Genomic DNA, 24,906 nt, shown 5'->3' with positions numbered 1-24,906 from the left:
TAGGGTGAGGGGTAAACTTCACCAGAACTATTCACTGAATAAATCCAAACCCACCACATAAAAAAACAAATCCGACCACACCCGCCGATTTGCACCCGCACGGTGCTAGCGTTATGGTTACCCACTCTCAAAATAAGCACATTAGATCACCTGCTATGACGTTTTCACTTTTCGGCGACAAATTTACCCGCCATTCAGGCATTACCCGCCTGATGGAAGATCTCAACGACGGGCTGCGCACGCCGGGTGCCATCATGCTCGGCGGCGGAAACCCGGCTCAAATTCCGGAGATGAATACCTATTTCCAGACGCTGCTGGCGCAGATGCTGGAAAGCGGCAAAGCCACCGACGCGCTTTGCAATTACGATGGCCCTCAGGGTAAAACCGAGCTGCTGAAACTGCTCGCCGATATGCTGCGCGAAGAGCAAGGCTGGGATATCGGACCACAGAATATTGCACTGACGAACGGCAGCCAGAGCGCTTTTTTCTACTTGTTCAATCTGTTTGCAGGTCGCCGCGCGGACGGCACCACGCGAAAAGTTCTGTTCCCGCTGGCGCCGGAGTACATCGGCTACGCGGATTCCGGCCTCGAAGAAGATCTGTTTGTCTCAGCGCGACCGAACATCGAGCTGCTGCCGGAAGGCCAGTTCAAGTATCACGTGGATTTTGAACATCTGCATATTGGCGAAGAGACGGGCATGATCTGCGTCTCGCGCCCCACCAACCCGACCGGTAACGTCATTACCGACGACGAGCTGATGAAGCTGGACGCGCTGGCAAACCAGCACGGCATCCCGCTGGTCATCGATAACGCCTACGGCGTGCCGTTCCCCGGCATTATCTTTAGCGAAGCGCGCCCGCTGTGGAATCCGAACATCGTGCTGTGCATGAGCCTCTCCAAGCTTGGCCTGCCGGGCAGCCGCTGCGGGATCATCATCGCCAATGAAAAAATCATCACCGCCATTACCAACATGAACGGCATTATCAGCCTTTCTCCCGGCGGGATTGGCCCGGCGATGATGTGCGAGATGATTAAGCGCAACGACCTGCTGCGCCTGTCTAACGAGGTCATCAAGCCGTTCTACTATCAGCGCGTGCAGGAGACGATCGTCACCCTTCGTCGCTATTTGCCTGAAGAACGCTGCCTGATCCACAAGCCGGAGGGCGCGATATTCCTCTGGCTGTGGTTTAAAGATCTGCCGATCACCACCGAGCTGCTTTACCAGCGCCTGAAAAAACGCGGCGTGCTGATGGTGCCGGGCGATTACTTCTTCCCGGGGCTGGATAAACCGTGGCCGCATACGCACCAGTGCATGCGCATGAACTACGTGCCCGATCCTGAAAAAATCGAAGCGGGCGTGAAGATTCTTGCCGAAGAGATTGAAAAAGCGTGGCGGGAAGGCAATTGTTAAAAAATAAGGCTCTTCAATTGAAGAGCCTTATTTTTCCGTGATCTAAATCCTGTATTAACAATATTATTTTTCCGAACTTGCTTCGCGGCATCATTTAAGATGATTCCTGTGATTTTATTTTTACTGTATTAATTAAGACCAAATGAAGCATGCCTACAATTTTAAATTAACTAATAGCTTGTTTAATTTAAAATAAATTCTGAGACGCATTCCGCCTTAATATAAAATCTCACGCCTCAGCATAAATTTAAAAATACTGCATATACTCATTATTACGCCGCTCGGCGTTCTATTGCGTGGAGTATTTTTATGCGACCTAATAATGCTAGTCGCATCAGCATAATTGCTGCTGCGGTACTGCTCGCGTTCTCTCTGTCTGCCTGCAGCGGAAGTGGTGGCGGATCTCACTCAACGGCCAAAAATAACCCGACGACCGGCAGCAGCGGCGGTTCGGGTGATGGAGGCGGTACGACCGCAAATAACGGAGGTTCAGGCAGCGGCGGCTCCGGCTCGGGCAATGGAACGGGATCGGGAACGGGTTCCGGTTCGGGAGGCGGCACGGGTTCTGGCTCAGGATCGGGGTCTGGCTCTGGTTCCGGAGGGGGAACAGGAACAGGATCAGGTTCAGGCAATGGCTCAGGAGGGGGCACAGGTTCTGGCAGCGGCGGCACAACCACCGCGGGCGTGAATACCCTACTGGGTGATACCGGCAAAACCGTCACCAGCGTCGGCTCAACGCTGGGCGACCTTGGAAGCCAGATTCCGACAAACAATCCCGTGACCTCAACCGTTTCGACCACCGTCAGCGGCGTCGGTAGCGCCGTCTCCACGGTCGGCACGGGCGTCACTACCGGCATTGGCAATCCGGGTAACGTCAACGGTGTGGGCACCACGGTTAAGGGCGTCACCACCTCGGTTACGTCCCTGGGCAATACCGTCTCATCCGTGGGTACGGGCCTGGCGAGCAGCACGTCTGGCACGCCGGTTAGCGGCGTAACAGGCCTGACGGGCAGCGTGGTCAACAGCGCCGGGCAGCTGGTCAGCGGCACAGGCACCGGGTTAACCAGCGCGGTGAGCAGCCCGGCGATCGCGCAGGTCACAACCGGTACCACAACGGTCGTCAATAAGACGCTGGGTGGCGTGCAGGGCGTGACGCAAGGCGTCGGAACCACAACCGGGCTGGGTACGCCGGTTAGCGGCCTGCTGTCTGAGGTGGGTCATACCGTCAGCGGCGTGGGCACCAGCTTGAGCAGCAGCAATAGCGGGCTGAACGGCGTTGGCCAGGTTGTTCAAAACGTCGGCCAGACGGTCACGGATACCGGAACCTTAGTGAAACCGGCATCGACAACAACCGGAGGAAGCGGCGGCGGCACGGGCTCCCTTAACGCCAATGCCAACGTCACGGCCACCAGCAACGGCCTGGGGGCAACGGTCAACACCACGCTGAATACCCTGACCGCGGGCGTGACGGCCAATGCAGGCACAACCTCGACTCAAAATACGTCAACGACAAACCCGCTCAACGGACTGAACAGCCTCACCACGGGTCTGCTGACGCCAAAACATTAAGTGTTATCGCCTTTCTGCGCCCCTGTAACGGGGGCGCAGAGTACAGCAAAGCTTGCCCCTTCATGGGGTTATGAACAGGGATAGCGCGCGATGAAAAACCACTTCCTTTTTTCGCTGACGGGGCTGGTCGTGCTGAGCATGGCCCGCGCCGATACGCTGCCTTCTATTATCGATCCGAATAACCCCGCGCAAGTTTCTCCTGGCGTTGCGTCGGTGCCTGAAGAGCAAACCCCGCAGCCAAAGGTTAAGGTTGAAAAACCACAGTCGAGGCTAACGCCGGAAACGCCGATAACGATTAATCACATCCAGTTTATTGGCGGCACGCGTTATCCATTGCAGGAGCTGCTTGCGCCGTTTCGCCCCTATGCCGGGAAAACGGTGCTGTTAAAAACGCTGGCGGGACTGGTGAACGACATCACCGCGCGCTATAAGGCAGACGGTTATCCCCTCTCCTACGCCTGGCTGCCGGATGATAATTTTCAGCAGGGGAATATTAAAATTGTTCTGGTCGAAGGCTACGTCGCCCACAGCGATATTATCAGCAACAACCCCAACGTTGCCGCGCGGCTAAAAAGGCTGTCTGAAAAAATCATGGCCGAAAAACCGCTGTCCCAGGACACGTTCGATCGCTATAGCCAGCTGATGACGCGCACGCCCAACGTTCCGGTGACGGCCAACGCGCAGCTGCCGACCAATATCTATGGCGCGGCGGCAATGCAGATAACCGGAAACCAGCAGCGCAGCTGGGATATTGCCTCGACGGTTGATACCCGCAAGGGGCAAAACTTGATGATGCTGAACGGCACGCTCAGCAACATGACAAGCTATGGCGATCAGCTTGGCGTGGCGACCCTGGTGCCGCTGGATCGCAGCACGCGGAAAAACTATGTCGGCCTGAACTGGCAGCAGTTTTTAAACGATGAAGGGCTGACGATGCAGCTAAAGGGCAGCTATTACCGTGAAGATCCGCAGGACTTTACGCCCCTGCTCTATTTGCCCAACAACCTGACGGTTGATGCCCGACAAAAAACAACGCAGTACAACGGCGGCGCAACCTTCGGCTACCCGCTGCTGCTGACGCAGAAATCACAAATTAACGTCACCGGCGGTTTTGATTATACCGACCGTCAGGATGATTACGATCTGCAGGCCAGGCTGCTGGGCAATACCTATAAGCTTGATTCGCTTAATCAGCACGCGCGCTACCCGGCGCTGGAAGTGGGGATCAACGGCGCGCACCAGTTTACCACCGCCAGCCTCAGCGGACGGCTCAACGTTCGCCAGGGCGTCGACGCCATGGGGGCAGACATTGTTTCCGCTCCGGCATCCGATATCAATTTTACGCTGACCAAGAGCGCGGTGGACGCGGCCTGGCTGTTTGCCGACAAGTGGCGGCTTTCTACCTCCTGGGAGGGCGACTGGTCAAACAACTCCCTGCCGGAACCCGAGCGCGTCAGCTTTGGCGCGCAGCGCTTCGGGCGCGGATACCAGGACGGTGAAGCGAGCGGGGATTACGGCTACGGTGGACAGGTCGAGTTGCGCTACATTCATATGCGAAAAGAGAGCGCCTGGCTGACCACTATCCAGCCCTACGTTCTGGCCGATACCGCGCAAACGTGGTTTAACTCACCCGGTCTGCCGCACCAGCGGCTCGGTTCGATCGCCACCGGCGTGATGATAGGCGACACGCGCCATTATAGCGTCACGGTGGAGGCGGCAAGGCCCACAAGAGATGTTCCGACGGACAGCCGTAGCCGGGACTGGCGCTACAGCCTGACGTTCACCTGGAATTTCAACAATATGCAGTAAGTTTCTCAGCCCGTAGCCGGGCAGGATCTACGCAGCGCAGCGCGCGGGTCGGACACGCCTCAACGCAGGCGGGTCCGCCTTCGCGATGGGCGCACAAATCGCACTTTAGCGCCCGAGCGCGGTTGTCGACCAGGCGAACCTGCATCGCGCCAAACGGGCACGCCACCACGCAGCTTTTGCACCCGATACAGCGCGCCTGCTCTACCCACCAGGCCCCGGCATGGCGGTGAATAGCCCGCGTAGGGCATACGTTCGCGCACGGTGCGTCTTCACACTGATGACAGCCCACCGCCGTGGTATAGGCATCCCCTTTCACCACGCGAATGCGGGGACAAAACGTCGCCGCAGAAACGGCGTCGCTATCCTGGTGCACCACCGCGCAGGCGGCTTCGCAGGTTCGGCACCCGATGCATTTCGCCGCATCCGCCATGATAAATCGGTTCATCCCTTCCCTCCTCATGCCGATCATTAGGTAAGCTTGCCAGAGGTACGCGCGTCGCTGCCATGATCGAAACGGTAGAAGAAGAAATAAACCTGAAGCGTGGCGCTTTTTTTAAAAACGCCAGCTCACGCCCGTCAGCAGCGTAAAGCTGTCGTCACGGTCAATCATCGGGCTGTTTTTCACGTCATCAGGCAGCACGTTGTAGACCGCGCTGGCCGTCAGGAAAAGGCTCTGCGTGAGCTGATACTTTGCGGCGAGGCCGACATAAGGGCTCCAGCTGTCACCGGCAGAATACTGATTCAGGCCGCTGCGGCGAGATTCGCTGCCCGACACGCCGTAGTAGTAATCGTTATAGCTTGCGTCACTGTAAAACACCCCTACAGAGGGGATCAGCGTCAGGCGCTCCATGCGGACGGGATGGAAATAAGATACCTCGCCGACGATCCCGCCGCTCTCGTCCATCGCATCACCGGACGCGGCCACTTTCAGGCTTCCCCAGCGTTCGTGGCGGTAATAAGCGCCGCCCAAAAACGCGGAGGCCTTGCGCTCATCGAGCTGTTTCATCCGGGCATCGTCGTTATCATCAGGATCAAAGTGCAGCGGCATCCAGGAGGCGGTGAGGCTTATTTCATTCTTGCCGTCTTTCCACAGGATCCATCCGCCCGTCGTCTGACGGATATAAAAGCTATCGCCTTCATAGCTTATTAATGGCACCGCCGTGGTATTTTTGTTATAGCCTTTGTAAGGAGACTCATTAAATACCGCTCCCGCACCCAGTGAAAATTCACCGGCCATTGCGGATGATGATGCAAATAACGCGGCAGCAATAAGTAAATTCTTTTTGATTATCATTCCATGCGATCCATTTAAACGCCAAGCAAGCGAGGCGAATAATAATGGTTACAAAATTATCAATGCAATGCCGCTGTTTATATAATATTATATATAAAATCATATAGATGGGTTCTGATGATGAATAAGCTACAGTTAAAAAACCGTGAGCTAAAAATCATTTCCGTGATTGCCGCAACGCACAGTATTGGCGATGCCGCCGCGCTGTTAGGCATGGCGCAGGCTAACGTCAGTAAATACCTGTCTGATTTTGAAACGCGTATCGGCCTCAAAGTATTTGAGCGCACCACCCGGCAGCTGGCGCTGACCCAGTTTGGCGAGGCGTTACTTCCCTACGTTAATGCCACGCTTGATAAACATAGCCAGCTGATTAATTTCATTGCAGATTATAAGCATGAGAAGCGCGGAAAAGTAACCGTTTACGCCCCTACGGGAATTGTGAACTATCTGGCACGCCAGGTGATTCATCAGATTAAGGATATCGGTGATATTCGCATTTCGCTAAAAACCTCCAATCTGGCCCGCAATGAATATTCTGAAGGCGTCTCGTTCCCCGATGACTGTGATATTTTAATTACCTACGCCCAGCCTAAAGACGAAAGTTTGGTGGCCAGCAAATTAGCACACTATTCAATCACGGCATTTGCGACTGCGGAATATTTAGAAAAACATCCGATTAGCAGTCCTAAAGAGTTAATTAACCACTCGTGTATTCTGATAGATTCAATGCTGGTAGATGATGCCAATATTTGGCGATTCAGAAGCCATGATAGCGATGAAATACAGGATTACAGGGTGACCGGTAACTATATTTGCGACAATACGCAATCCGCGCTTGAGCTGGCGAGAAATCATCTGGGTATAGTTTTTGCGCCAGAAGAAAGCCTGAAAAACGAGATCCTGAGCGGCACGCTGGTACCCTGCTTCCCGCATCAGGAGGAGTGGTGGCTGGATCTCACGGCGATTTTCCGTAAACGCGAATACCAGCCCTGGCGCGTGCAGCTTGTCCTGGACGGCATACTGAATTGCCTGCGCCAGCAAATAGCTCATGCCGCCAAACATTATTCTGCGCCCGACGAATCATCCTCTCCATAAAGCGCTCATAAATGGATATCTGAACCAGCGCGCGACTCGCCTGGAATTTCGTTAGGATGTATAACTCTTCGACATAGAACTGATTTTTTGGCTATACGCCAGGCTGTAGTATCGACTCAGGAAGTTAAGCTTTCGAATGGTTTAATGTCGTTTGGAACAATTGAGGTGATTTTAAATGGAAACCAGACGTGCACCGTTGGGACTTAGGATCCTAATTGTAATTACACTTTTTCTGATAACTTTTTTAGCCTTTAGACCGTCAGATCCAGCAACGCAGGTACAAATTGAATTCTGGAAGCACGCTGCAGCTTATTTTGGCGAGCATGATATTGAGGGTTTTGTAGGGATAGCGCTTCTTGTCGTAAGCACAGCAGTTACAATCATTGGATATCAAATTGTAATCAGACTAATACAGCGAATATTAAACAAAGGAAGAAAAATTGCAGTGGCTAACCCCTCATGAAGCTTGCGGGGCATTTTGCCCCGCACGTCATTTCTGAGCAGCTTAAGGGAACAGCCGCGCGTCGCGGAGGATATGGTCGTTGCCGCGGCGGCGCGTAAAGCCGATGCGGTTAAAATATTCCAGGATTTGAATCGCCAGCTTTCGCCCGACGTTGAGCCGATCGCGGAAGTCCGCCGCGCAGGTTGAACCGCGCTCCCGATCCAGCTCGCGGATCAGGTTCGCAAACGCCACGATGCGATCGTTGCGGTAATAACGATCCTTCACGATCGCCACTATCAGCCCCTGCTGCGCCGCGTGCCGCAGCACCTGGCGCATCATCTGCTCGTCAGCGTGGGTTTCGCGCGCCAGGTCGCGTACCCACCACGGCTCGTCGCCAAACAGCGGCGCCGCCCGTTGCCAGATAGCCTCCTGCTCGGCCGTGAAGCCGGCTTTGTGATCCGGCAGATGCAGCCAGCCGTGGTGGCTGCTAATCACGCCGCTTTCGCGCATGTTTTCAATCAGCAGCAGCACCAGCGCCTCGTCTTCCATGGGCAGCGCCATGCGCCGCAGGCGCTCGCGCCCCGGACCCGGCTCGTCCTGATGCTGCGCATGATAGGTGGCGAGCGTGCTGAGGATTTTGCGCTGCCAGCGCGCCGCGACGGGCGCGCTCAGCAGGTTGTATCCGGCCTGGATAAAGCCCGGCTCCTGCGTCAGCGCGCGCAGGCCATCGCCGCTCAGCTGGCGCGCCCACGCGAAGTCGGCGAGATTCACCGCACCCCGCTCAAGGTGAACATTCAGCGCGGTCTTATCGTCCGCAGCCTGCGCGAGCGACGCCAGCCACTGCAGATACTCCGGCTTGCGCTTGCCGCGGCGCGGCGGATTGAGCGCCACCACGCGCGCGCCAGCCAGCGTTTCCCGCGCGGAAATATCGCGCAGCACCAGACGGTCGTTATCCGCAAGCCAGAGCGGGCTGTCTAACACCAGCTCGGCCAGATCGTTTTCCAGCAGGGAGACGCGCCCGGTAATGTGGCTGGCCGCATGGTGGATGTGCAGCGGCTGCCACTGCGTCAGCGGCGTATGCGTTTGCAGGGCGACAATCACCCGCTCGGACGGCTCGGGCGGCGCGTCGGCCAGCAGCCAGTCGCCGCGATTCAGCTGTTCTTTCTCGGCATCCCCCGCGATGTTCAGCGCAATGCGCTGCCCGGCGTGGGCCTGTTCCGCGGGCTGGTTCTGCGCATGCAGGCTGCGCACGCGCATCGGTTTGTTGACGCCCGTCAGCCACAGGGTATCCCCCACCTTCACCTCACCGCTCAGGGCCGTCCCGGTGACCACAAGCCCCGCGCCCTTAACGGTGAATGCCCGATCGATAGCCAGGCGGAAGCTGTGCTGACCGGCAGGCTCGCGGGCGGAAAGCTGCTGCAGGTGCTGGCGAAGCGCGTCGATACCGCGCCCCTGCGTCGCCACGGTGACGAAAAGCGACGCATCGGCAAAGCCAAATTCACGCAGGGTCAACTGCACCGCGCTGCGCACCTCTTCAATACGGGAATCATCCACGCGATCGGCTTTGGTCAGCGCCACCGTCAGCTGCGGATTTCCGGTCAGCTGGAGTATGGCGAGGTGTTCGCGCGTTTGCGCCATCACGCCGTCATCGCACGCCACCACCAGCAGCGCGTGGTCAATGCCGCCCACGCCTGCCAGCATATTCGCGAGAAACTTTTCGTGGCCCGGCACGTCGATAAAGCCCAGCACGCGGCCATCGGCCTGGGGCCAGTAGGCATAGCCCAGATCGATGGTCATCCCGCGCTTCTTCTCTTCCGGCAGGCGGTCGGCATTCACGCCCGTGAGCGCCTGCAATAGCGTCGTTTTTCCGTGGTCAACGTGACCGGCAGTGGCAATGATCATTTCAACAGCATCTCCAGAAACCGTTTTTCATCTTCAAGACAACGTAAATCCAGCCACATGCGCCCGTCGTAGATGCGGCCAATAACCGGCACGGGCAGCGCTCGCCTGCGGGCCGAGAGCGCCTCAAGCTGGCTACCGCGTCCGTCGCGCGGCGTAAACGTGATCGCCGCGCTGGGCAGCCGATCGACGGGCAACGATCCGCTGCCGATCTGCGACTGGCACGGCTCCACGTGAAGCTCAAAGCTGGGATAATGCGGCGCAACCTGCGGGAGCAGCTGCTCCGCCCGGGCGTGGATAGACGCCGCATCGCGCGCGAGCAAACGCAGCGTCGGCAGGCGCTCAGCCAGCTTCTCCGGGTGCAGATACAGACGCAGCGTAGCTTCCAGCGCGGCGAGCGTCATTTTATCGGCGCGCAGCGCGCGCTTGAGCGGATGCTGCTGCAGCCGGGCAATCAGCTCCCGCGTACCGACGATGATCCCCGCCTGCGGCCCGCCGAGCAGCTTGTCGCCGGAAAAACTCACCAGGCTCACGCCCGCCGCAATCATCTCCTGCGGCATCGGCTCTTTTGGCAGCCCGTACTGGCTTAAGTCCACCAGCGAACCGCTGCCGAGATCGGCTATCACCGGCACGTTTAGCTCGCGCCCGATCGCGGCAAGCTCGGCCTCTTCGACCACTTTGGTGAAGCCTTCAATCTGGTAATTGCTGGTATGCACCTTCATCAGCAGCGCGGTGTTTTCGTTTACCGCCGCGCGATAATCTTTGGCGTGGGTGCGGTTCGTGGTGCCCACCTCGTGCAGGGTGCAGCCCGCCTGGCGCATTACGTCCGGAATGCGAAACGCCCCGCCGATCTCCACCAGCTCCCCGCGCGAGACGACGACCTCTTTACCGCTCGCCGTGGCGGCCAGCATCAGCAGCACGGCGGCCGCATTGTTGTTCACAATGCAGGCATCTTCCGCGCCGGTCAGCTGGCACAGGAGATCCGCCAGCGCGCGATCGCGGTGGCCGCGGCCCGCGCCGTCAAGATCGTACTCCAGCGTAACCGGCGAGCGCATGGCCCGCTCAACCGCCTCAACGGCCTCTTCAGCCTGCTGCGCGCGGCCCAGGTTGGTGTGCAGCACCGTTCCGGTCAGGTTAATGACCGGGCGAAGGGCGCTTTGCGCATTCTCAACCAGCCTGTTTTCAACTTCCTGCCCCCACGCGTCGCACCAGTCGGGGAGCGTATTTTCTGCCTGAATATGCCGCCGGGCTTCGTCCTGAAGCAGGCGCAGCATCTCCACCGTCGCGGTATGACCGAATCGCCCCAGCGCGCTGAGAATATCGGGCTGACGAAGCAGACGGTCGGTAGCAGGAATTTGGCTGTAGAGGGAGTGATGAGTAGTCATGGAAGCGCCCGGCGAGTAAATTTCACCCCCCTCCCGACGGGAGAGGGAGTTAGCATGGGGAGGGATTGTACAACCTCTCGCCGCGAAGTGTTATAACCCGAATCAAGCCTTTGGCGGTTCGGTACGCGCAAAGCTCTCGCGCTGGAATAGCGTTTCGGCCAGCTTCACCAGCAGCGGGCGCTCCACGCACCAGCCCGGTGAGACGCGGCGAAAATTGAGGTAGCCGATGGCGCAGGCGATGGCGATCGTCGCCAGATTCACGTCATCGTTGTTGATTTTTCCTGCCTGAATCCATTGCTCGCACAGGTCCAGGCTGCGGCTGATTTTTTCGCGCTGGCGCAGCAGCTCCGTCTCCGACTGCTGCGCGGCGGGCCTCGCCTGCTCGCGCACGGAGGCAAGCGCGGCGTCCATAATGCCATCGGCGAGCGCCTCAATCTGCCTGATGGCCAACGCCGCTTTGGGTTCAGCGGGCACCATCGCCGGGGCGATGCCCAGCAGCTCGATATACTCCGCAATAATCGGGGAATCAAACCAGTACTCGCCTTCGTCGGTGACCAGCGCAGGGACTTTCCCCAGCGGGTTATACCGCGCAACGCCGCTCTCCGCGCTGTAAGGCTGTTCATTCACAAACTCAAAGTCGATCCCCTTCTCCAGCAGAAGAATCGAAATTTTACGCACGAAAGGACTGGTATAGCTGCCGATAAGTTTCATTGCCTGTTCCTGGATGCCCACAAAGTGGTCAGTATGGATCATGCCGGGAAAAAAGGCAGGTGCGCGGCTCGCATTCCTTCGTTGGCATGGAAGAGTTTGTTAGCCGTCACATCAGGAGAAATCCGCATTAAAATATTTTGTGAAGATCATCACAATACAGAAACAAACAGCACACAATATAGTGTGACTAAAATCACAAAATAGCCCCGATAGCGTCTTTTTTTTGCGCAGCGCTCTCTTTTCATACACCCGTTTTGTGATGACGATCACTTCATTAACAACCAGATACCCTACATTTACGTGATTGAGATCACACAAATTTTGGCTGTCTGGACAGTTGAACAATTCAGTGCCAGATTTCACAGCATCAGAACAGGGCCCGGCTACCTCTGCCGCCGCACGTTAACAATAAACCTCGGGCCGCAGGCCTAAGCGTAAACAAAAGAAGGGGTGTTTTATGTCATCCGATTTCAAGATCAAAGTGCAAAGCTTTGGTCGCTTCCTCAGCAATATGGTGATGCCAAATATCGGCGCGTTTATCGCGTGGGGTATCATCACTGCGTTGTTCATTCCAACAGGATGGTTGCCTAACGAAACGCTGGCGAAACTTGTTGGCCCAATGATTACCTATCTGCTGCCGCTGCTCATCGGTTATACCGGTGGTCGTCTGGTCGGCGGCGACCGCGGCGGCGTGGTCGGTGCAATCACCACCATGGGCGTGATCGTCGGTGCGGATATGCCGATGTTCCTCGGCGCGATGATTGCCGGCCCTCTGGGCGGCTGGGCAATTAAGAAGTTCGACGTCTGGGTGGATGGCAAGATCAAGTCCGGCTTCGAAATGCTGGTGAACAACTTCTCTGCGGGCATCATCGGGATGATCCTCGCGATTCTGGCGTTCCTCGGCATTGGCCCTGCGGTTGAAGTCCTGTCCAAAATTCTGGCGGCGGGCGTTAACTTCATGGTGGCGCACGACATGCTGCCGCTGGCGTCTATCTTTGTTGAACCGGCGAAAATCCTGTTCCTCAACAACGCCATCAACCACGGCATCTTCTCGCCGCTGGGTATTCAGCAGTCTCACGATCTCGGCAAGTCCATCTTCTTCCTGATTGAAGCGAACCCGGGTCCGGGTATGGGCGTACTGCTGGCGTACATGTTCTTCGGTCGCGGCAGCGCGAAGCAGTCTGCGGGCGGCGCGGCGATCATCCACTTCCTGGGCGGTATTCACGAAATTTACTTCCCGTACGTGCTGATGAACCCACGTCTGATCCTGGCCGTTATCCTCGGCGGTATGACCGGCGTGTTCACCCTGAGCGTGCTGGGCGGCGGCCTGGTCTCTCCTGCGTCTCCGGGCTCCATCCTGGCGGTGCTGGCGATGACGCCGAAAGGCGCGTACTTCGCGAACATCGCGGCTATCTGTGCGGCAATGGCGGTTTCCTTCGTTGTGTCTGCCATCCTGCTGAAAACCAGCAAGGTGAAAGAAGACGACGACATTGAAGCGGCAACCCGCCGTATGCACGACATGAAAGCAGAATCCAAAGGCGAGACCCCGCTGGCGGCTGGCGATGTCTCTAACGACCTGAGCCACGTGCGCAAAATCATCGTGGCCTGCGACGCCGGTATGGGCTCCAGCGCAATGGGTGCGGGCGTGCTGCGTAAGAAAGTGCAGGATGCGGGCCTCACCAACATCTCCGTGACCAACAGCGCGATCAACAGCCTGCCGTCGGACGTTGACCTGGTGATCACCCACCGCGATCTGACCGAGCGCGCCATGCGTCAGGTTCCGCAGGCACAGCACATCTCGCTGACTAACTTCCTCGACAGCGGCCTGTACTCCAGCCTGACCGAGCGTCTGGTTGCCGCGCAGCGTCACGAAGACAACGAAGTAAAAGTGCGCGATAGCCTGAAGGACAGCTTTGACGAGAGCAATGCGCACCTCTTCAGGCTCGGCGCGGAAAATATCTTCCTCGGCCGCACCGCGACCAACAAAGAAGACGCGATTCGCTTTGCCGGTGAGCAGCTGGTTGCAGGCGGCTACGTTCAGCCTGAATACGTTGATGCGATGCTGGAACGTGAGAAACTGACGCCAACCTACCTCGGCGAATCCATCGCGGTTCCGCACGGCACGGTTGAAGCGAAAGACCGCGTGCTGAAGACCGGCGTCGTGTTCTGCCAGTATCCGCAGGGCGTTCGCTTCGGTGAAGAAGAAGACGATATTGCCCGCCTGGTGATTGGTATCGCCGCTCGCAACAACGAGCACATCCAGGTGATTACCAGCCTGACCAACGCCCTGGATGACGACACCGTCATCGAGCGCCTGGCCAACACCACCAGCGTGGAAGAAGTGCTCGCACTGCTTAACAAGTAAGTTCTCTACCCTCTCCCCTCAGGGGAGAGGGCTAGGGTGAGGGAAAAGCCTCACCCCAGCCCTCTCGGGTCACAACATTGATGAAGGTTAATTCTATGAAAGCATTACATTTTGGCGCAGGTAACATCGGTCGTGGATTTATCGGCAAGCTGCTGGCAGACGCGGGCATTACGCTGACGTTCGCCGACGTGAACCAGGTGGTGCTCGACGCCCTGAATGCCCGTCATAGCTATCAGGTTCACGTGGTGGGTGAAAACGAGCAGGTTGAAACCGTATCCGGCGTGAACGCCGTCAGCAGCATCGGCGATGACGTGGTCGACCTGATCGCAAGCGTTGATCTGGTCACGACCGCCGTCGGTCCCGTGGTGCTTGAGCGCATCGCCCCGGCCGTGGCAAAAGGCCTGGCAAAGCGTAAAGCGCAGGGCAACGACGCTCCGCTGAACATTATCGCCTGCGAGAACATGGTGCGCGGCACCACGCAGCTGAAGGGCCACGTGATGGCCGCCGTCGCGGACGAAGACAAAGCCTGGGTTGAAGAACACGTCGGCTTCGTGGATTCTGCCGTCGACCGCATCGTGCCGCCTTCTGAATCGGCGACCCACGATCCGCTGGAAGTCACCGTGGAAACCTTCAGCGAATGGATTGTCGACAAAACTCAGTTTAAAGGCGCGCTGCCGACCATTCCTGGAATGGAGCTGACCGATAACCTGATGGCATTTGTCGAACGCAAACTCTTCACCCTGAACACCGGTCATGCTATAACCGCGTACCTCGGAAAATTGGCCGGTCATCAGACCATCCGTGACGCGATTCTCGATGAGAAAATCCGCGCCGTGGTTAAAGGGGCAATGGAAGAGAGCGGCGCGGTGCTGATCAAACGCTACGGTTTTGATGCTGACAAACATGCGGCATACATCCAGAAAATCCTCGGTCGTTTTGAAAATCCGTACCTGAAAGATGACGTTGAGCGCGTTGGCCGTCAGCCGCTGCGCAAGCTGAGCGCGGGCGATCGCCTGATCAAGCCGCTGCTGGGCACCCTGGAGTACGGCCTGCCGCACGCCAACCTGGTGAAAGGCATTGCCGCCGCGATGCACTACCGCAGCGAGCAGGACCCGCAGGCGCAAGAGCTGGCCCAGATGATTGGCGATGACGGTCCACAGGCTGCGCTGGCGCAGGTTTCCGGTCTGGATGCCAACAGTAACGTGGTTGTGGAGGCGGTTAACGCTTATAACGCCACCAAATGATGCAGAATGCGGCGCAGGAGATCCTGCGCCCTAATTACAGATTGTCAGATATGCAGGCAATAATGGAAGAAACCCAGGCCTTTGAAAATCGTGTGCTTGAGCGTCTGAATGCTGGCAAAACCGTACGAAGCTTCCTGATTGCCGCCGTCGAGCTTTTGACCGAGGCGGTAAACATCCTGGTGCTTCAGGTATTTCGCAAAGACGATTACGCCGTAAAATATGCCGTAGAGCCGCTGCTGGACGGAGATGGCCCGCTGGGCGATTTGTCCGTTCGCCTGAAGCTGATCTACGGTCTTGGCGTGCTGAGCAGGCCGGAGTACGAAGACGCCGAGCTGTTGATGGCGCTGCGCGAAGAGTTAAATCATGACGGTAATGAATATGCCTTTACCGATGATGAAATTCTCGGTCCGTTCGGCGAACTGCACTGCGTTTCCGCGCTGCCCCCCGCTCCCCATTTTGACAGCAGCGATCCGGAGCTGTATGCGATGCAGAGGCTGCGTTATCAACAGGTTGTCCGTTCCACGATGGTCCTTTCCCTGACTGAGCTGATTTCACGGATCAGCTTAAAAAAAGCGTTTCAGAAGTAAGCCTGCGCACATTGGTGTATCCTTCCTGTAAATTCCCCCGATTTAGAGTCATTTGTCATGAAAGAAGTCGAAAAGAACGAAATTAAACGCCTGAGCGACCGTCTGGATCTGGTCCGCCACCAGATGGCCGGTCTCTCGCTGGTCGATTCCGCCGAGAAGTACGCCGAGCTGGAAAAAGAGACCGCTACGCTGGAAGCGGAAATCGAGCGCCTGCGCGAGGTGAAAGGCCAGAAGCTCAGCAAAGAAGCGCAAAAGCTGATGAACATGCCGCACCGCCGCGCGATCACCAAAAAAGAGCAGGCCGACATGGGCAAGCTGAAGAAAAGCGTCCGCGGTCTGGTGGTGGTTCACCCGATGACCGAGCTGGGACGTGAAATGGATCTGAAAGAGATGACGGGCTTTTGTAAGACGGCATTCTGATCCTTTTCCCCTCGCCCTCTCCCCAAAGGGGCGAGGGAACTGTACGGTTTTCTCCCTCTCCCCGTGGGAGAGGGCCGGGGTGAGGGCATCAGGCCATACCCAACCCAAAATTGGCCCAACCAATCCCCCATTCATCCCTCCCCTGGTTCACACTTCCATTAATTCCACTCACAAAACCATTGCCCATCCATAACATCTGATTAACCATTCATTGTCATTCACCCTACAATACAATATTGGCAGGACCACTTTTACACAGCGTGTGACGCAGAGATGAGCACAGACTCACCGCCGATCGCGACGTGGGGTCCTCAGGAGACCTGCAATGAGCCTCTGGCAACAAAACTACGATCCGGCCGGAAATATCTGGCTGTCGAGCCTGATCGCATCGCTACCGATCCTGTTCTTCTTCTTTGCGCTGATTAAGCTCAAGCTGAAGGGCTATCTTGCCGCAACCTATACCGTTGCGATCGCGCTGCTGGTGGCGCTGTTTTTCTACAAAATGCCGGTCGACCGCGCGCTGGCATCGGTCGTGTATGGCTTTTTCTACGGCCTGTGGCCGATTGCGTGGATCATCATTGCGGCGGTGTTTGTCTATAAAATCTCGGTGAAAACCGGCCAGTTCGACATCATCCGCTCGTCGATTCTCTCCATCACGCCGGACCAGCGCCTGCAGATGCTGATTGTCGGTTTCTCTTTCGGCGCGTTCCTCGAAGGTGCAGCAGGTTTCGGTGCGCCGGTGGCGATCACCGCCGCGCTGCTGGTCGGGCTGGGCTTTAATCCACTGTACGCCGCCGGGCTGTGCCTGATTGTGAACACCGCGCCGGTGGCGTTTGGCGCGATGGGTATCCCGATTCTGGTGGCCGGACAGGTAACCGGGCTGGACAGCTTCGAGATCGGCCAGATGGTGGGCCGCCAGCTGCCGTTCCTGACCATTATCGTGCTGTTCTGGATCATGGCGATTATGGACGGCTGGCGCGGCGTGAAGGAGACCTGGCCCGCGGTGATGGTCGCCGGCGGCTCGTTCGCCATCGCCCAATACCTCAGCTCCAACTTCCTCGGCCCCGAGCTGCCGGACATTATCTCATCGCTGGTGTCGCTGGTGTGCCTGACGCTGTTCCTGAAGCGCTGGCAGCCGGTGCGCATCTTCCGCTTTGCCGATATGGGCGCGTCCCACGTCGATCAGACCCTTGCCCGCACGGGCTACACGGCCGGGCAAATCGTCCGCGCATGGTCGCCGTTCCTGTTCCTGACCGCCACCGTCACCCTGTGGAGCGTCCCGCCGTTTAAGGCGCTGTTCGCCCCGGGCGGCGCGCTGTACGACATGGTGATCAACGTCTCCGTGCCGTTCCTCGACAAGATGGTCGCGCGCATGCCGCCGGTGGTTCACGACGCCACGCCGTATGCGGCGGTGTTCAAGTTCGACTGGTTCTCCGCCACCGGCACGGCCATCCTGTTTGCGGCGATCCTTTCCGTTGTGTGGCTGCGCATGAAGCCTGCTGCCGCGGTACAGACCTTTGCCAGCACGCTGAAAGAGCTGGCGCTGCCCATCTACTCCATCGGCATGGTGCTGGCGTTCGCGTTTATCTCGAACTACTCCGGCCTGTCGTCGACGCTGGCTTTAGCCCTGGCACATACCGGACACGCATTCACCTTCTTCTCGCCGTTCCTCGGCTGGCTGGGGGTGTTCCTGACGGGCTCGGATACCTCGTCTAACGCGCTGTTCGCCGCGCTGCAGGCCACCGCCGCGCAGCAAATTGGCGTCTCGGACGTCCTGCTGGTTGCGGCTAACACCACCGGCGGCGTGACCGGCAAGATGATCTCTCCGCAGTCCATCGCTATCGCCTGCGCGGCGGTTGGCCTGGTCGGCAAAGAGTCGGATCTGTTCCGCTTTACCGTAAAACACAGCCTGATATTTACCTGCATGGTGGGCGTCATCACCACGCTGCAGGCCTATGTCTTGACCTGGATGATTCCATGATAGTGATGCCCAGGCGCCTGTCCGACGAGATTGCCTCTCGCGTGCGGGCGCTGATTGAAGAACAACAGCTGGAGGCGGGCATGAAATTGCCCGCCGAGCGCCAGCTTGCCGTCCAGCTCGGCGTATCGCGCAATTCCCTGCGCGAAGCGCTCGCCACGCTGGTCAACGAAGGGCTGCTGGTGAGCCGCCGCGGCGGCGGCACCTTTGTGCGCTGGCAGCACGACGACTGGTCCGAGCAAAACATCGTTCAGCCGCTGAAAACGCTGCTGGAGAACGACCCGGACTACAGCTTCGACATCCTTGAAGCCCGCCACGCCATTGAGGCCAGCACCGCCTGGCACGCGGCGATGCGCGCCACCGACGCCGATAAAGAGAAGCTCAAAACCTGCTTCGAGGCCACGCAAAGCAGCGATCCGGACATTGCGTCGCAGGCGGACGTACGCTTCCACCTGGCGATTGCCGAGGCGTCGCACAACATCGTCCTGCTGCAAACCATGCGCGGCTTCTTCGACCTGCTGCAATCCTCCGTGAAGCAGAGCCGCCAGCGCATGTATCTGGTCCCGCCCGTGTTCGCGCGCCTGACCGAACAGCACGAGGCGATTCTTAACGCCATTCTGAGTGGTGACGCCGACGCCGCGCGTAAAGCGATGATGGCGCACCTCGGCTTTGTGCACACCACCATTAAACGATTTGATGAAGACCAGGCACGACAGGCGCGAATTACCCGTCTGCCCGGTGACAGTGATATTTCCAGGGAGAACAACGCATGATTATTTCAGCAGCCAGTGACTATCGCGCCGCGGCGCAGCGCATCTTACCGCCGTTCCTGTTCCACTATATCGACGGCGGAGCCTACGCGGAGCATACCCTGCGCCGCAACGTGGAAGACCTGTCGGACGTGGCCCTGCGCCAGCGCGTGCTGAAGAATATGTCCGACCTGAGCCTTGAGACAAAACTGTTCAACGAAACGCTCTCGATGCCCGTTGCGCTCGGCCCCGTCGGCCTGTGCGGCATGTACGCCCGCCGGGGTGAGGTGCAGGCAGCCACCGCCGCGGATGCCAAAGGGATACCGTTTACGCTCTCCACCGTTTCCGTGTGCCCGATAGAAGAGGTTACGCCCACCATTAAGCGCCCGATGTGGTTCCAGCTGTACGTGCTGCGCGACCGCGGCTTTATGCGCAACGCACTAGAGCGCGCCAAAGCGGCGGGCTGCTCGACGCTGGTGTTCACCGTCGATATGCCGACGCCGGGCGCGCGCTATCGCGACGCGCACTCCGGCATGAGCGGCCCGAACGCCGCCATGCGCCGCTACTGGCAGGCGGTGACGCACCCGCAGTGGGCGTGGGACGTCGGCCTTAACGGTCGCCCGCACGATCTGGGCAATATCTCCGCCTATCTCGGCAAGCCGACCGGGCTGGAGGATTACATCGGCTGGCTGGCGAATAACTTCGATCCGTCGATTTCCTGGAAAGACCTGGAGTGGATCCGCGAATTTTGGGACGGCCCAATGGTGATCAAAGGGATCCTCGACCCTGAAGACGCCCGCGACGCGGTGCGCTTCGGCGCGGACGGCATTGTGGTCTCTAACCACGGCGGCCGCCAGCTCGACGGCGTGCTCTCCTCGGCCCGCGCATTACCGGCGATTGCCGACGCGGTGAAGGGCGATATTACGATTCTGGCCGACAGCGGCATTCGCAACGGGCTGGACGTGGTGCGCATGATTGCGCTGGGCGCAGACAGCGTGCTGCTGGGGCGCGCGTATCTGTACGCCTTAGCGACCGCCGGGCAGGCGGGCGTGGCAAACCTGCTGGACCTGATTGAGAAAGAGATGAAGGTGGCGATGACGCTGACCGGGGCGAAATCCATCGGCGACATCAGCCGCGATTCGCTGGTGCAGGAGCTGAGCAAGCTGCCTGCCGGTCTTGCGCAGCTGTCGCAGGGCAGCGCCGCCTAATCCTCTCCCCATTTTGCTTCACGCGTTCAGCTCACCGTCGGCTGAACGCGTTTTTTTTGCCCAAAAATAACACCAACATAACATTTCAGATAACTAAATTTGACATCCTCGCGGCGATCGCAAATGTATATACAGGCAAATACAAGAACATTTAAAACACAACAACAGAGGGTAGCGTATGGCGTATTCAGGCAAGGTGGATATCCAGCAGGTGATCAACGACAGCCCCTTCTCGCGGTTCCACTGGCTGCTGATCGTGCTGGGATTTTTGGTGCTGGCGATCGACGGATTTGATACCGCCGCGATGGGCTATATCGCCCCGACGCTCTCGGCCGAGTGGGGGATCGCCAGGCAGGATCTGGGGCCCGTGCTCAGCGCCGCCCTGCTGGGGCTTTCTCTCGGCGCGCTGGTTGCCGGGCCGGTGTCCGACCGCATCGGGCGCAAGCGCGTGCTCGTTTTCTCCTGCCTGTTTTTTGGCCTCTCCAGCCTGGGAACCGCCTGGGCGCAAAGCCTGAACGCCCTCACCCTCTGGCGCTTTTTGACCGGCCTCGGGCTGGGCGCGGCAATGCCGAACGCCATTACGCTGATCTCGGAGTTTGCGCCGCAGCGCTGCCGGGCGATGGCGATTAATACCATGTACTGCGGCTTTCCCCTCGGCGCGGCGGGCGGAGGTGCCATCTCCTCATGGCTGATCCCCCATCACGGCTGGAAGAGCGTGCTGCTGCTCGGCGCCGTCGCGCCGCTCGTGCTGACGGTGCTGCTGGCGCTGCTGCTGCCGGAGTCGGTGAAGTATCTGGTGCAGCGCGGAAAGGAGAGTGCGCGCGTAAAGCGTATCGTCAGTCGATTTGCCGGTAGTCCGGTCGAGGAGGTGACGGGCTTCTTTCTGTCCGAAACGCGCACGGCTCAGACGAAAGGCAGCGTGGCGCAGCTATTTACCTTCCCGTGGCTGCCGGGGACGCTGATGCTCTGGACCACCTACTTTATGGGGCTGGTGATTTACTACGTGCTGCTGAGCTGGATGCCGACGCTGATGCTCGGCATGGGCTACCCGCTGGCGGAGTCGGCGTGGCTGACCTCCCTCTTCACCTTCGGCGGCACCGCCGGGATCCTGCTGGCAGGCTGGATGATGGACCGCTGGGAAGCGCATAAGGTGGTGACCGGCGGCTTTTTCATCACCATGCTGCTGATCCTCGCGCTGGGCATGGAGCATAACCACATCGTGCTGTTTGGCGGTCTGATCTTCGTGATGGGGATTACCATGAACGGCGCGCAGTCCGGCATGCAGACCCTCGCCGCCACGTTTTATCCTACCCACTGCCGCGCCACGGGCATCGCGTGGATGCAGGGCATAGGGCGCTTTGGCGGCGTCGCGGGCACGCTGACGAGCGCGCACCTGCTTTCGCTGCAGTGGCAGGCGGACAGTATCCTGATGTTCCTGAGCGTTCCCGCGCTGCTGGCCACCGCCGCCACGCTCTACAAAATGTTCCGCTACCGTTCGCAGGTCGCGAGCATCGCGTAGGCCCACCCGTTTCTGCTATTCTGCCCCCGCAATTAAGGGGGCAGCATGCTTAACATCGTTTTATTCGAACCAGAAATTCCGCCGAACACCGGCAACATTATCCGCCTGTGCGCCAACACCGGCTTTCGTCTGCATATCATTGAGCCGATGGGCTTTGCCTGGGACGACAAGCGCCTGCGCCGCGCGGGGCTGGATTACCATGAATTTACGGCGGTGCTGCGCCATCACGACTACGTCGCGTTTATGGAAGCCGAAAAGCCGCAGCGGATGTTTGCCCTGACGACCAAAGGCACGCCCGCGCACAGCGCCGTAAGCTATCAGGAAGGTGATTATCTGATGTTTGGCCCGGAAACGCGCGGCCTGCCCGCGACGATTCTCGACGCCCTGCCCGCCGAGCAAAAAATACGCATTCCGATGATGCCGGACAGCCGCAGCATGAACCTGTCAAACGCGGTATCGGTGGTGGTGTATGAAGCGTGGCGCCAGTTGGGGTATGCAGGCGCCATATTAAAGTAGGCCCGGTAAGCGCAGCGCCACCGGGCAAAATCTCAGATGCCGTCACCATACTCAAACGTATGGTGAATGCCGTTGAAGTGCTGATCCATGTCCATGGACGGCTTATCGCTGTCCGGCTTGCCGACGATGCGCGCCGGGACGCCGGCGGCGGTGGTGTGCGGCGGAACGGGCTGTAGCACGACTGAACCCGCGCCAATCTTCGCCCCACGCCCCACCTCGATATTGCCGAGGATTTTGGCACCCGCACCGATCATCACCCCTTCACGGATTTTCGGATGGCGATCGCCGCTGGTTTTGCCGGTACCGCCCAGGGTGACCGACTGCAGGATCGACACATCGTCCTCGATCACCGCCGTTTCCCCGACGACGATGCCGGTGGCGTGGTCGAGCATAATCCCGCGGCCAATTTTCGCCGCCGGGTGAATATCCACCTGGAAGGTAACGGAAACCTGGTTTTGCAGGAAGATGGCCAGCGCGCGGCGGCCCTCGTTCCACAGCCAGTGGCCGATGCGGTAGGCCTGCAGGGCGTGAAAACCTTTCAGGTACAGCAGCGGCGTAGAATATTTATCGACCGCCGGGTCGCGCGTGCGCACGGCCTGAATATCACAGGCGGCAGAGGCGATCATTTCCGGATCGGCGGCGTACGCCTCTTCCACCACTTCACGAATGGCGATAGCGGGCATAATCGAGGAGGCGAGCTTGTTGGCGAGCATATAGCTCAGGGCGCTGCCGAGGTTTTCGTGCTTGAGTAGCGTCGCGTGGTAGAAGCTGGCCAGCATGGGCTCGCAGTCGGCCAAAGCCCGGGCTTCGGCTTTAATATTGTTCCAGACGATATCCAGTTCTTCACACGGCATTGCTTACTCCAGACGATGTGTTAATGCCCGGCCAGTTCTTTGCTGGCCGGGTCATGTCGCTAACAGGGGTCCCTGCGATTAGTTGCTGCTGCGCTCGTCCTTGCGCGCACGACCTAATAAGGTCAATGCTGCCTCGCGCGCATTTTTTCCGCAATACAATACCTGATAAATTTCCTCGGTTATTGGCATTTCGACACCAAAACGGTGCGCCAATTCGCGAACTTCTTTGGTATTGCGGTAGCCTTCAACCACCTGGCCAATCTTCTCCTGCGCGCCTTTCACATCGCTGCCCTGTCCGAGCATCATGCCAAAGCGGCGGTTACGCGACTGGTTGTCGGTACACGTCAGCACCAGATCGCCCAGCCCCGCCATTCCCATAAAGGTGGCCGGATCGGCACCCAGCGCCGCGCCAAGGCGAGACATCTCGGTGAGCCCGCGGGTGATCAGCGCCGTGCGCGCGTTCGCGCCAAAGCCGATACCGTCGGACATGCCCGCGCCGATGGCAATCACGTTCTTCACCGCGCCGCCCAGCTGTACGCCGATGAAATCGGGGTTGCTGTAAACGCGGAAGCTCTTGCCGCAGTGCAGCAGGTGCTGGAGATCGTCGGCAAAGGTCGGGTCGGTTGAGGCCAGCGAAATGGCCGTCGGCAGGCCCGCGGCCAGCTCTTTGGCAAACGTCGGTCCGGAAATCACGGCCAGCGGAATGGCATCTCCCAGCGCTTCGCGAGCAACGTCCTGCAGCAGGCGGCCCGTTTCGGCTTCCAGCCCCTTCGTCGCCCACACGATGCGCGCATCATCGCGCATCAGCGGCTTAATCTGACGCAGAACTTCGCCGAACACGTGGCTCGGCACCACAACCAGAATATTACGGCTGGCCGCCAGGGCGGTGGCAAGGTCGCTTTCCAGATGCAGAGAGTCAGGGAACGGAACGTCCGGGAGAAACGCCACGTTACAGCGGTCGTGTTGTAACGTCGCGATATGTTTGGGATCGTGGCCCCACAGGACCACCTCGTGACCATTTCTTGCCAGCGTAATAGCAAGAGCGGTGCCGTAAGAGCCGGCACCGATCACAGTCATTGACGCATTAACAGTGCTCATCAGGCATCCTGATGTTGTTCGGCACCTTCGCCAGACTGCTGCTGCAGATAGTTCATGAACAGCGCATCGAAGTTCACTGGCGCAAGGTTCAGTTGTGGGAATGTACCGCGAGAAACCAGGCTGGTGATGCATTCACGCGCATACGGGAACAGGATGTTCGGGCAGTATGCACCCAGGCAATGCGCCATCTGGTTGCCTTCGATACCGCCAACGGAGAAGATACCACCCTGCTGTACTTCGCACAGGAATGCAGTTTCTTCGCCCAGAGACGCGGTAACGGTCACGCGCAGTACGACTTCATACACGTCATCCGCCAGCTGAGTGGATGCGGTATCCAGATCAAGTTTAACCTCTGGCTGCCAATCTTTCTGGAAAACGTGCGGCGCATTTGGCGCTTCGAAAGAGACATCTTTGGTGTAGATGCGCTGGATCTGGAAAGTCATTTCGGTGTTGTTTTGTTCTGACATGGAAAAACCCTTTTTAATTGTCCTAAAGTCTCTTAGCGCAGCAGCGGATCGAGTCCACCGCGCGCGTCGAGCGCATACAAGTCATCACAGCCGCCAATGTGCTGCGCATCGATAAAAATCTGCGGAACCGTCGTGCGACCACTACGTTGAATCATCTCTTCGCGTTTAATCGCGTCACCGTCGATCGGCAGTTCCTGGAACGTTACGCCTTTGCTGTTCAGCAGCGCTTTTGCACGGTGGCAGAACGGACAGGTTGCTTTGGTGTAGATCTCAATATTGGCCATC

Annotated in this window: 23 protein-coding genes; 14 read left to right on the top strand and 9 right to left on the bottom strand. The window is 58.4% G+C overall.

From position 1 onward, the window contains the following. The first annotated feature begins 155 nt into the window (after window positions 1-155). From avtA to AB8804_RS10005, 3 genes are all read left to right on the top strand, one after another. Window positions 156-1,412, top strand: a complete 1,257-nt coding sequence (gene avtA, locus AB8804_RS10015; protein WP_371185523.1) for a valine--pyruvate transaminase — start codon at window positions 156-158, stop codon at window positions 1,410-1,412. A 684-nt stretch (window positions 1,413-2,096) separates the two neighbouring features. Beyond that, window positions 2,097-2,981 (top strand): collagen-like triple helix repeat-containing protein, encoded by an 885-nt coding sequence (locus AB8804_RS10010; RefSeq protein WP_371185521.1) that lies wholly within the window; start codon window positions 2,097-2,099, stop codon window positions 2,979-2,981. A gap of 90 nt (window positions 2,982-3,071) precedes the next feature. Beyond that, entirely contained in the window at window positions 3,072-4,790 is a 1,719-nt protein-coding gene (locus AB8804_RS10005; protein WP_371185518.1) for a ShlB/FhaC/HecB family hemolysin secretion/activation protein, read from the top strand. On the opposite strand, the gene AB8804_RS10000 is transcribed toward AB8804_RS10005, so the two are convergent. Both AB8804_RS10000 and AB8804_RS09995 read right to left on the bottom strand, forming a co-directional pair. Next, window positions 4,774-5,235: a 4Fe-4S dicluster domain-containing protein gene (locus AB8804_RS10000; RefSeq protein WP_371185516.1), complete on the bottom strand. Its 462-nt coding sequence runs from the start codon at window positions 5,233-5,235 to the stop codon at window positions 4,774-4,776. The two genes, AB8804_RS10005 and AB8804_RS10000, sit on opposite strands and share 17 nt — an antisense overlap. 108 nt (window positions 5,236-5,343) lie before the next feature. Continuing rightward, window positions 5,344-6,084: a MipA/OmpV family protein gene (locus tag AB8804_RS09995; protein ID WP_371185513.1), complete on the bottom strand. Its 741-nt coding sequence runs from the start codon at window positions 6,082-6,084 to the stop codon at window positions 5,344-5,346. A gap of 117 nt (window positions 6,085-6,201) precedes the next feature. Between AB8804_RS09995 and AB8804_RS09990 the strand changes: the two genes are divergently transcribed. Then, complete coding sequence (locus AB8804_RS09990) at window positions 6,202-7,179, top strand: LysR family transcriptional regulator (protein ID WP_371185511.1); 978 nt, start codon at window positions 6,202-6,204, stop codon at window positions 7,177-7,179. Window positions 7,180-7,354: 175 nt separating this feature from the next. Continuing rightward, window positions 7,355-7,642 carry a hypothetical protein gene (locus AB8804_RS09985; protein WP_371185509.1) on the top strand — a complete coding sequence of 96 codons (288 nt, stop codon included), beginning with the start codon at window positions 7,355-7,357 and terminating at the stop codon, window positions 7,640-7,642. A gap of 42 nt (window positions 7,643-7,684) precedes the next feature. Here the strand turns inward: AB8804_RS09985 and selB are convergent, their stop codons facing one another. From selB to AB8804_RS09970, 3 genes are all read right to left on the bottom strand, one after another. Then, a complete protein-coding gene (gene selB / locus AB8804_RS09980) occupies window positions 7,685-9,523 on the bottom strand; it encodes a selenocysteine-specific translation elongation factor (protein ID WP_371185507.1) in 1,839 nt (612 codons plus the stop codon). Next, window positions 9,520-10,905, bottom strand: a complete 1,386-nt coding sequence (selA, locus tag AB8804_RS09975) for an L-seryl-tRNA(Sec) selenium transferase (RefSeq protein WP_371185504.1) — start codon at window positions 10,903-10,905, stop codon at window positions 9,520-9,522. Before selA ends, selB begins: the two co-directional genes overlap by 4 nt. A 102-nt stretch (window positions 10,906-11,007) precedes the next feature. Next, window positions 11,008-11,616 carry a glutathione S-transferase gene (locus AB8804_RS09970; RefSeq protein WP_371185501.1) on the bottom strand — a complete coding sequence of 203 codons (609 nt, stop codon included), beginning with the start codon at window positions 11,614-11,616 and terminating at the stop codon, window positions 11,008-11,010. A 457-nt stretch (window positions 11,617-12,073) separates the two neighbouring features. Here AB8804_RS09970 and AB8804_RS09965 point away from each other — a divergent pair, with 457 nt between their 5' ends. The 9 genes from AB8804_RS09965 to trmL all read left to right on the top strand — a co-directional run bounded on the left by AB8804_RS09965 (window position 12,074) and on the right by trmL (window position 22,202). After that, window positions 12,074-13,981: a PTS mannitol transporter subunit IICBA gene (locus AB8804_RS09965; protein WP_371185499.1), complete on the top strand. Its 1,908-nt coding sequence runs from the start codon at window positions 12,074-12,076 to the stop codon at window positions 13,979-13,981. Between the two features lie 95 nt (window positions 13,982-14,076). Then, window positions 14,077-15,225, top strand: coding sequence for a mannitol-1-phosphate 5-dehydrogenase (gene mtlD, locus AB8804_RS09960; protein WP_371185497.1), 1,149 nt, complete (start codon window positions 14,077-14,079; stop codon window positions 15,223-15,225). Then, on the top strand, window positions 15,222-15,812 hold the full coding sequence (gene mtlR, locus AB8804_RS09955) for a mannitol operon repressor MtlR (RefSeq protein ID WP_371185495.1): 591 nt from the start codon (window positions 15,222-15,224) through the stop codon (window positions 15,810-15,812). Before mtlD ends, mtlR begins: the two co-directional genes overlap by 4 nt. Window positions 15,813-15,869: 57 nt before the next feature. Then, window positions 15,870-16,232, top strand: coding sequence for a YibL family ribosome-associated protein (locus AB8804_RS09950; protein ID WP_371185493.1), 363 nt, complete (start codon window positions 15,870-15,872; stop codon window positions 16,230-16,232). A gap of 325 nt (window positions 16,233-16,557) precedes the next feature. Then, entirely contained in the window at window positions 16,558-18,213 is a 1,656-nt protein-coding gene (gene lldP / locus AB8804_RS09945; protein ID WP_371185491.1) for an L-lactate permease, read from the top strand. After that, window positions 18,210-18,983, top strand: coding sequence for a transcriptional regulator LldR (gene lldR, locus AB8804_RS09940; protein WP_371185488.1), 774 nt, complete (start codon window positions 18,210-18,212; stop codon window positions 18,981-18,983). Before lldP ends, lldR begins: the two co-directional genes overlap by 4 nt. After that, window positions 18,980-20,167, top strand: coding sequence for an FMN-dependent L-lactate dehydrogenase LldD (lldD, locus tag AB8804_RS09935; RefSeq protein WP_371185485.1), 1,188 nt, complete (start codon window positions 18,980-18,982; stop codon window positions 20,165-20,167). Before lldR ends, lldD begins: the two co-directional genes overlap by 4 nt. A 178-nt stretch (window positions 20,168-20,345) precedes the next feature. After that, window positions 20,346-21,686: an MFS transporter gene (locus tag AB8804_RS09930; RefSeq protein WP_371185482.1), complete on the top strand. Its 1,341-nt coding sequence runs from the start codon at window positions 20,346-20,348 to the stop codon at window positions 21,684-21,686. A gap of 45 nt (window positions 21,687-21,731) precedes the next feature. Next, window positions 21,732-22,202 carry a tRNA (uridine(34)/cytosine(34)/5-carboxymethylaminomethyluridine(34)-2'-O)-methyltransferase TrmL gene (gene trmL, locus AB8804_RS09925; protein WP_371185480.1) on the top strand — a complete coding sequence of 157 codons (471 nt, stop codon included), beginning with the start codon at window positions 21,732-21,734 and terminating at the stop codon, window positions 22,200-22,202. A 32-nt stretch (window positions 22,203-22,234) separates the two neighbouring features. On the opposite strand, the gene cysE is transcribed toward trmL, so the two are convergent. The 4 genes from cysE to grxC form a co-directional block, all read right to left on the bottom strand. Next, window positions 22,235-23,056: a serine O-acetyltransferase gene (cysE, locus tag AB8804_RS09920; RefSeq protein WP_008502718.1), complete on the bottom strand. Its 822-nt coding sequence runs from the start codon at window positions 23,054-23,056 to the stop codon at window positions 22,235-22,237. Window positions 23,057-23,134: 78 nt separating this feature from the next. Beyond that, window positions 23,135-24,154: an NAD(P)H-dependent glycerol-3-phosphate dehydrogenase gene (gene gpsA, locus AB8804_RS09915; protein ID WP_371185477.1), complete on the bottom strand. Its 1,020-nt coding sequence runs from the start codon at window positions 24,152-24,154 to the stop codon at window positions 23,135-23,137. Then, a complete protein-coding gene (gene secB, locus AB8804_RS09910; protein ID WP_343648522.1) occupies window positions 24,154-24,621 on the bottom strand; it encodes a protein-export chaperone SecB in 468 nt (155 codons plus the stop codon). Before secB ends, gpsA begins: the two co-directional genes overlap by 1 nt. Before the next feature lie 32 nt (window positions 24,622-24,653). Next, a complete protein-coding gene (grxC, locus tag AB8804_RS09905) occupies window positions 24,654-24,905 on the bottom strand; it encodes a glutaredoxin 3 (protein ID WP_080329847.1) in 252 nt (83 codons plus the stop codon). Between the last annotated feature and the right edge of the window lies 1 nt (window position 24,906).

It is taken from the genome of Enterobacter sp. KBR-315C3_2022 (genome assembly GCF_041399425.1).
In the GTDB taxonomy this organism is placed as follows: Bacteria; Pseudomonadota; Gammaproteobacteria; order Enterobacterales; family Enterobacteriaceae; genus Enterobacter.
Note: the sequence above shows the minus strand (reverse complement) of the source record. Positions and strands in the feature narration are given on the sequence as shown.

Bases quoted from the DNA above. Each gene is read 5' to 3' on its own strand.
- avtA (WP_371185523.1), top strand. From the start codon at position 156: ATGACGTTTTCACTTTTCGGCGACAAATTTACCCGCCATTCAGGCATT.
- AB8804_RS10005 (WP_371185518.1), top strand. From the start codon at position 3,072: ATGAAAAACCACTTCCTTTTTTCGCTGACGGGGCTGGTCGTGCTGAGC.
- AB8804_RS10000 (WP_371185516.1), bottom strand. From the start codon at position 5,235: ATGAACCGATTTATCATGGCGGATGCGGCGAAATGCATCGGGTGCCGA.
- AB8804_RS09995 (WP_371185513.1), bottom strand. From the start codon at position 6,084: ATGATAATCAAAAAGAATTTACTTATTGCTGCCGCGTTATTTGCATCA.
- AB8804_RS09990 (WP_371185511.1), top strand. From the start codon at position 6,202: ATGATGAATAAGCTACAGTTAAAAAACCGTGAGCTAAAAATCATTTCC.
- AB8804_RS09985 (WP_371185509.1), top strand. From the start codon at position 7,355: ATGGAAACCAGACGTGCACCGTTGGGACTTAGGATCCTAATTGTAATT.
- selB (WP_371185507.1), bottom strand. From the start codon at position 9,523: ATGATCATTGCCACTGCCGGTCACGTTGACCACGGAAAAACGACGCTA.
- selA (WP_371185504.1), bottom strand. From the start codon at position 10,905: ATGACTACTCATCACTCCCTCTACAGCCAAATTCCTGCTACCGACCGT.
- AB8804_RS09970 (WP_371185501.1), bottom strand. From the start codon at position 11,616: ATGAAACTTATCGGCAGCTATACCAGTCCTTTCGTGCGTAAAATTTCG.
- AB8804_RS09965 (WP_371185499.1), top strand. From the start codon at position 12,074: ATGTCATCCGATTTCAAGATCAAAGTGCAAAGCTTTGGTCGCTTCCTC.
- mtlD (WP_371185497.1), top strand. From the start codon at position 14,077: ATGAAAGCATTACATTTTGGCGCAGGTAACATCGGTCGTGGATTTATC.
- mtlR (WP_371185495.1), top strand. From the start codon at position 15,222: ATGATGCAGAATGCGGCGCAGGAGATCCTGCGCCCTAATTACAGATTG.
- AB8804_RS09950 (WP_371185493.1), top strand. From the start codon at position 15,870: ATGAAAGAAGTCGAAAAGAACGAAATTAAACGCCTGAGCGACCGTCTG.
- lldP (WP_371185491.1), top strand. From the start codon at position 16,558: ATGAGCCTCTGGCAACAAAACTACGATCCGGCCGGAAATATCTGGCTG.
- lldR (WP_371185488.1), top strand. From the start codon at position 18,210: ATGATAGTGATGCCCAGGCGCCTGTCCGACGAGATTGCCTCTCGCGTG.
- lldD (WP_371185485.1), top strand. From the start codon at position 18,980: ATGATTATTTCAGCAGCCAGTGACTATCGCGCCGCGGCGCAGCGCATC.
- AB8804_RS09930 (WP_371185482.1), top strand. From the start codon at position 20,346: ATGGCGTATTCAGGCAAGGTGGATATCCAGCAGGTGATCAACGACAGC.
- trmL (WP_371185480.1), top strand. From the start codon at position 21,732: ATGCTTAACATCGTTTTATTCGAACCAGAAATTCCGCCGAACACCGGC.
- cysE (WP_008502718.1), bottom strand. From the start codon at position 23,056: ATGCCGTGTGAAGAACTGGATATCGTCTGGAACAATATTAAAGCCGAA.
- gpsA (WP_371185477.1), bottom strand. From the start codon at position 24,154: ATGAGCACTGTTAATGCGTCAATGACTGTGATCGGTGCCGGCTCTTAC.
- secB (WP_343648522.1), bottom strand. From the start codon at position 24,621: ATGTCAGAACAAAACAACACCGAAATGACTTTCCAGATCCAGCGCATC.
- grxC (WP_080329847.1), bottom strand. From the start codon at position 24,905: ATGGCCAATATTGAGATCTACACCAAAGCAACCTGTCCGTTCTGCCAC.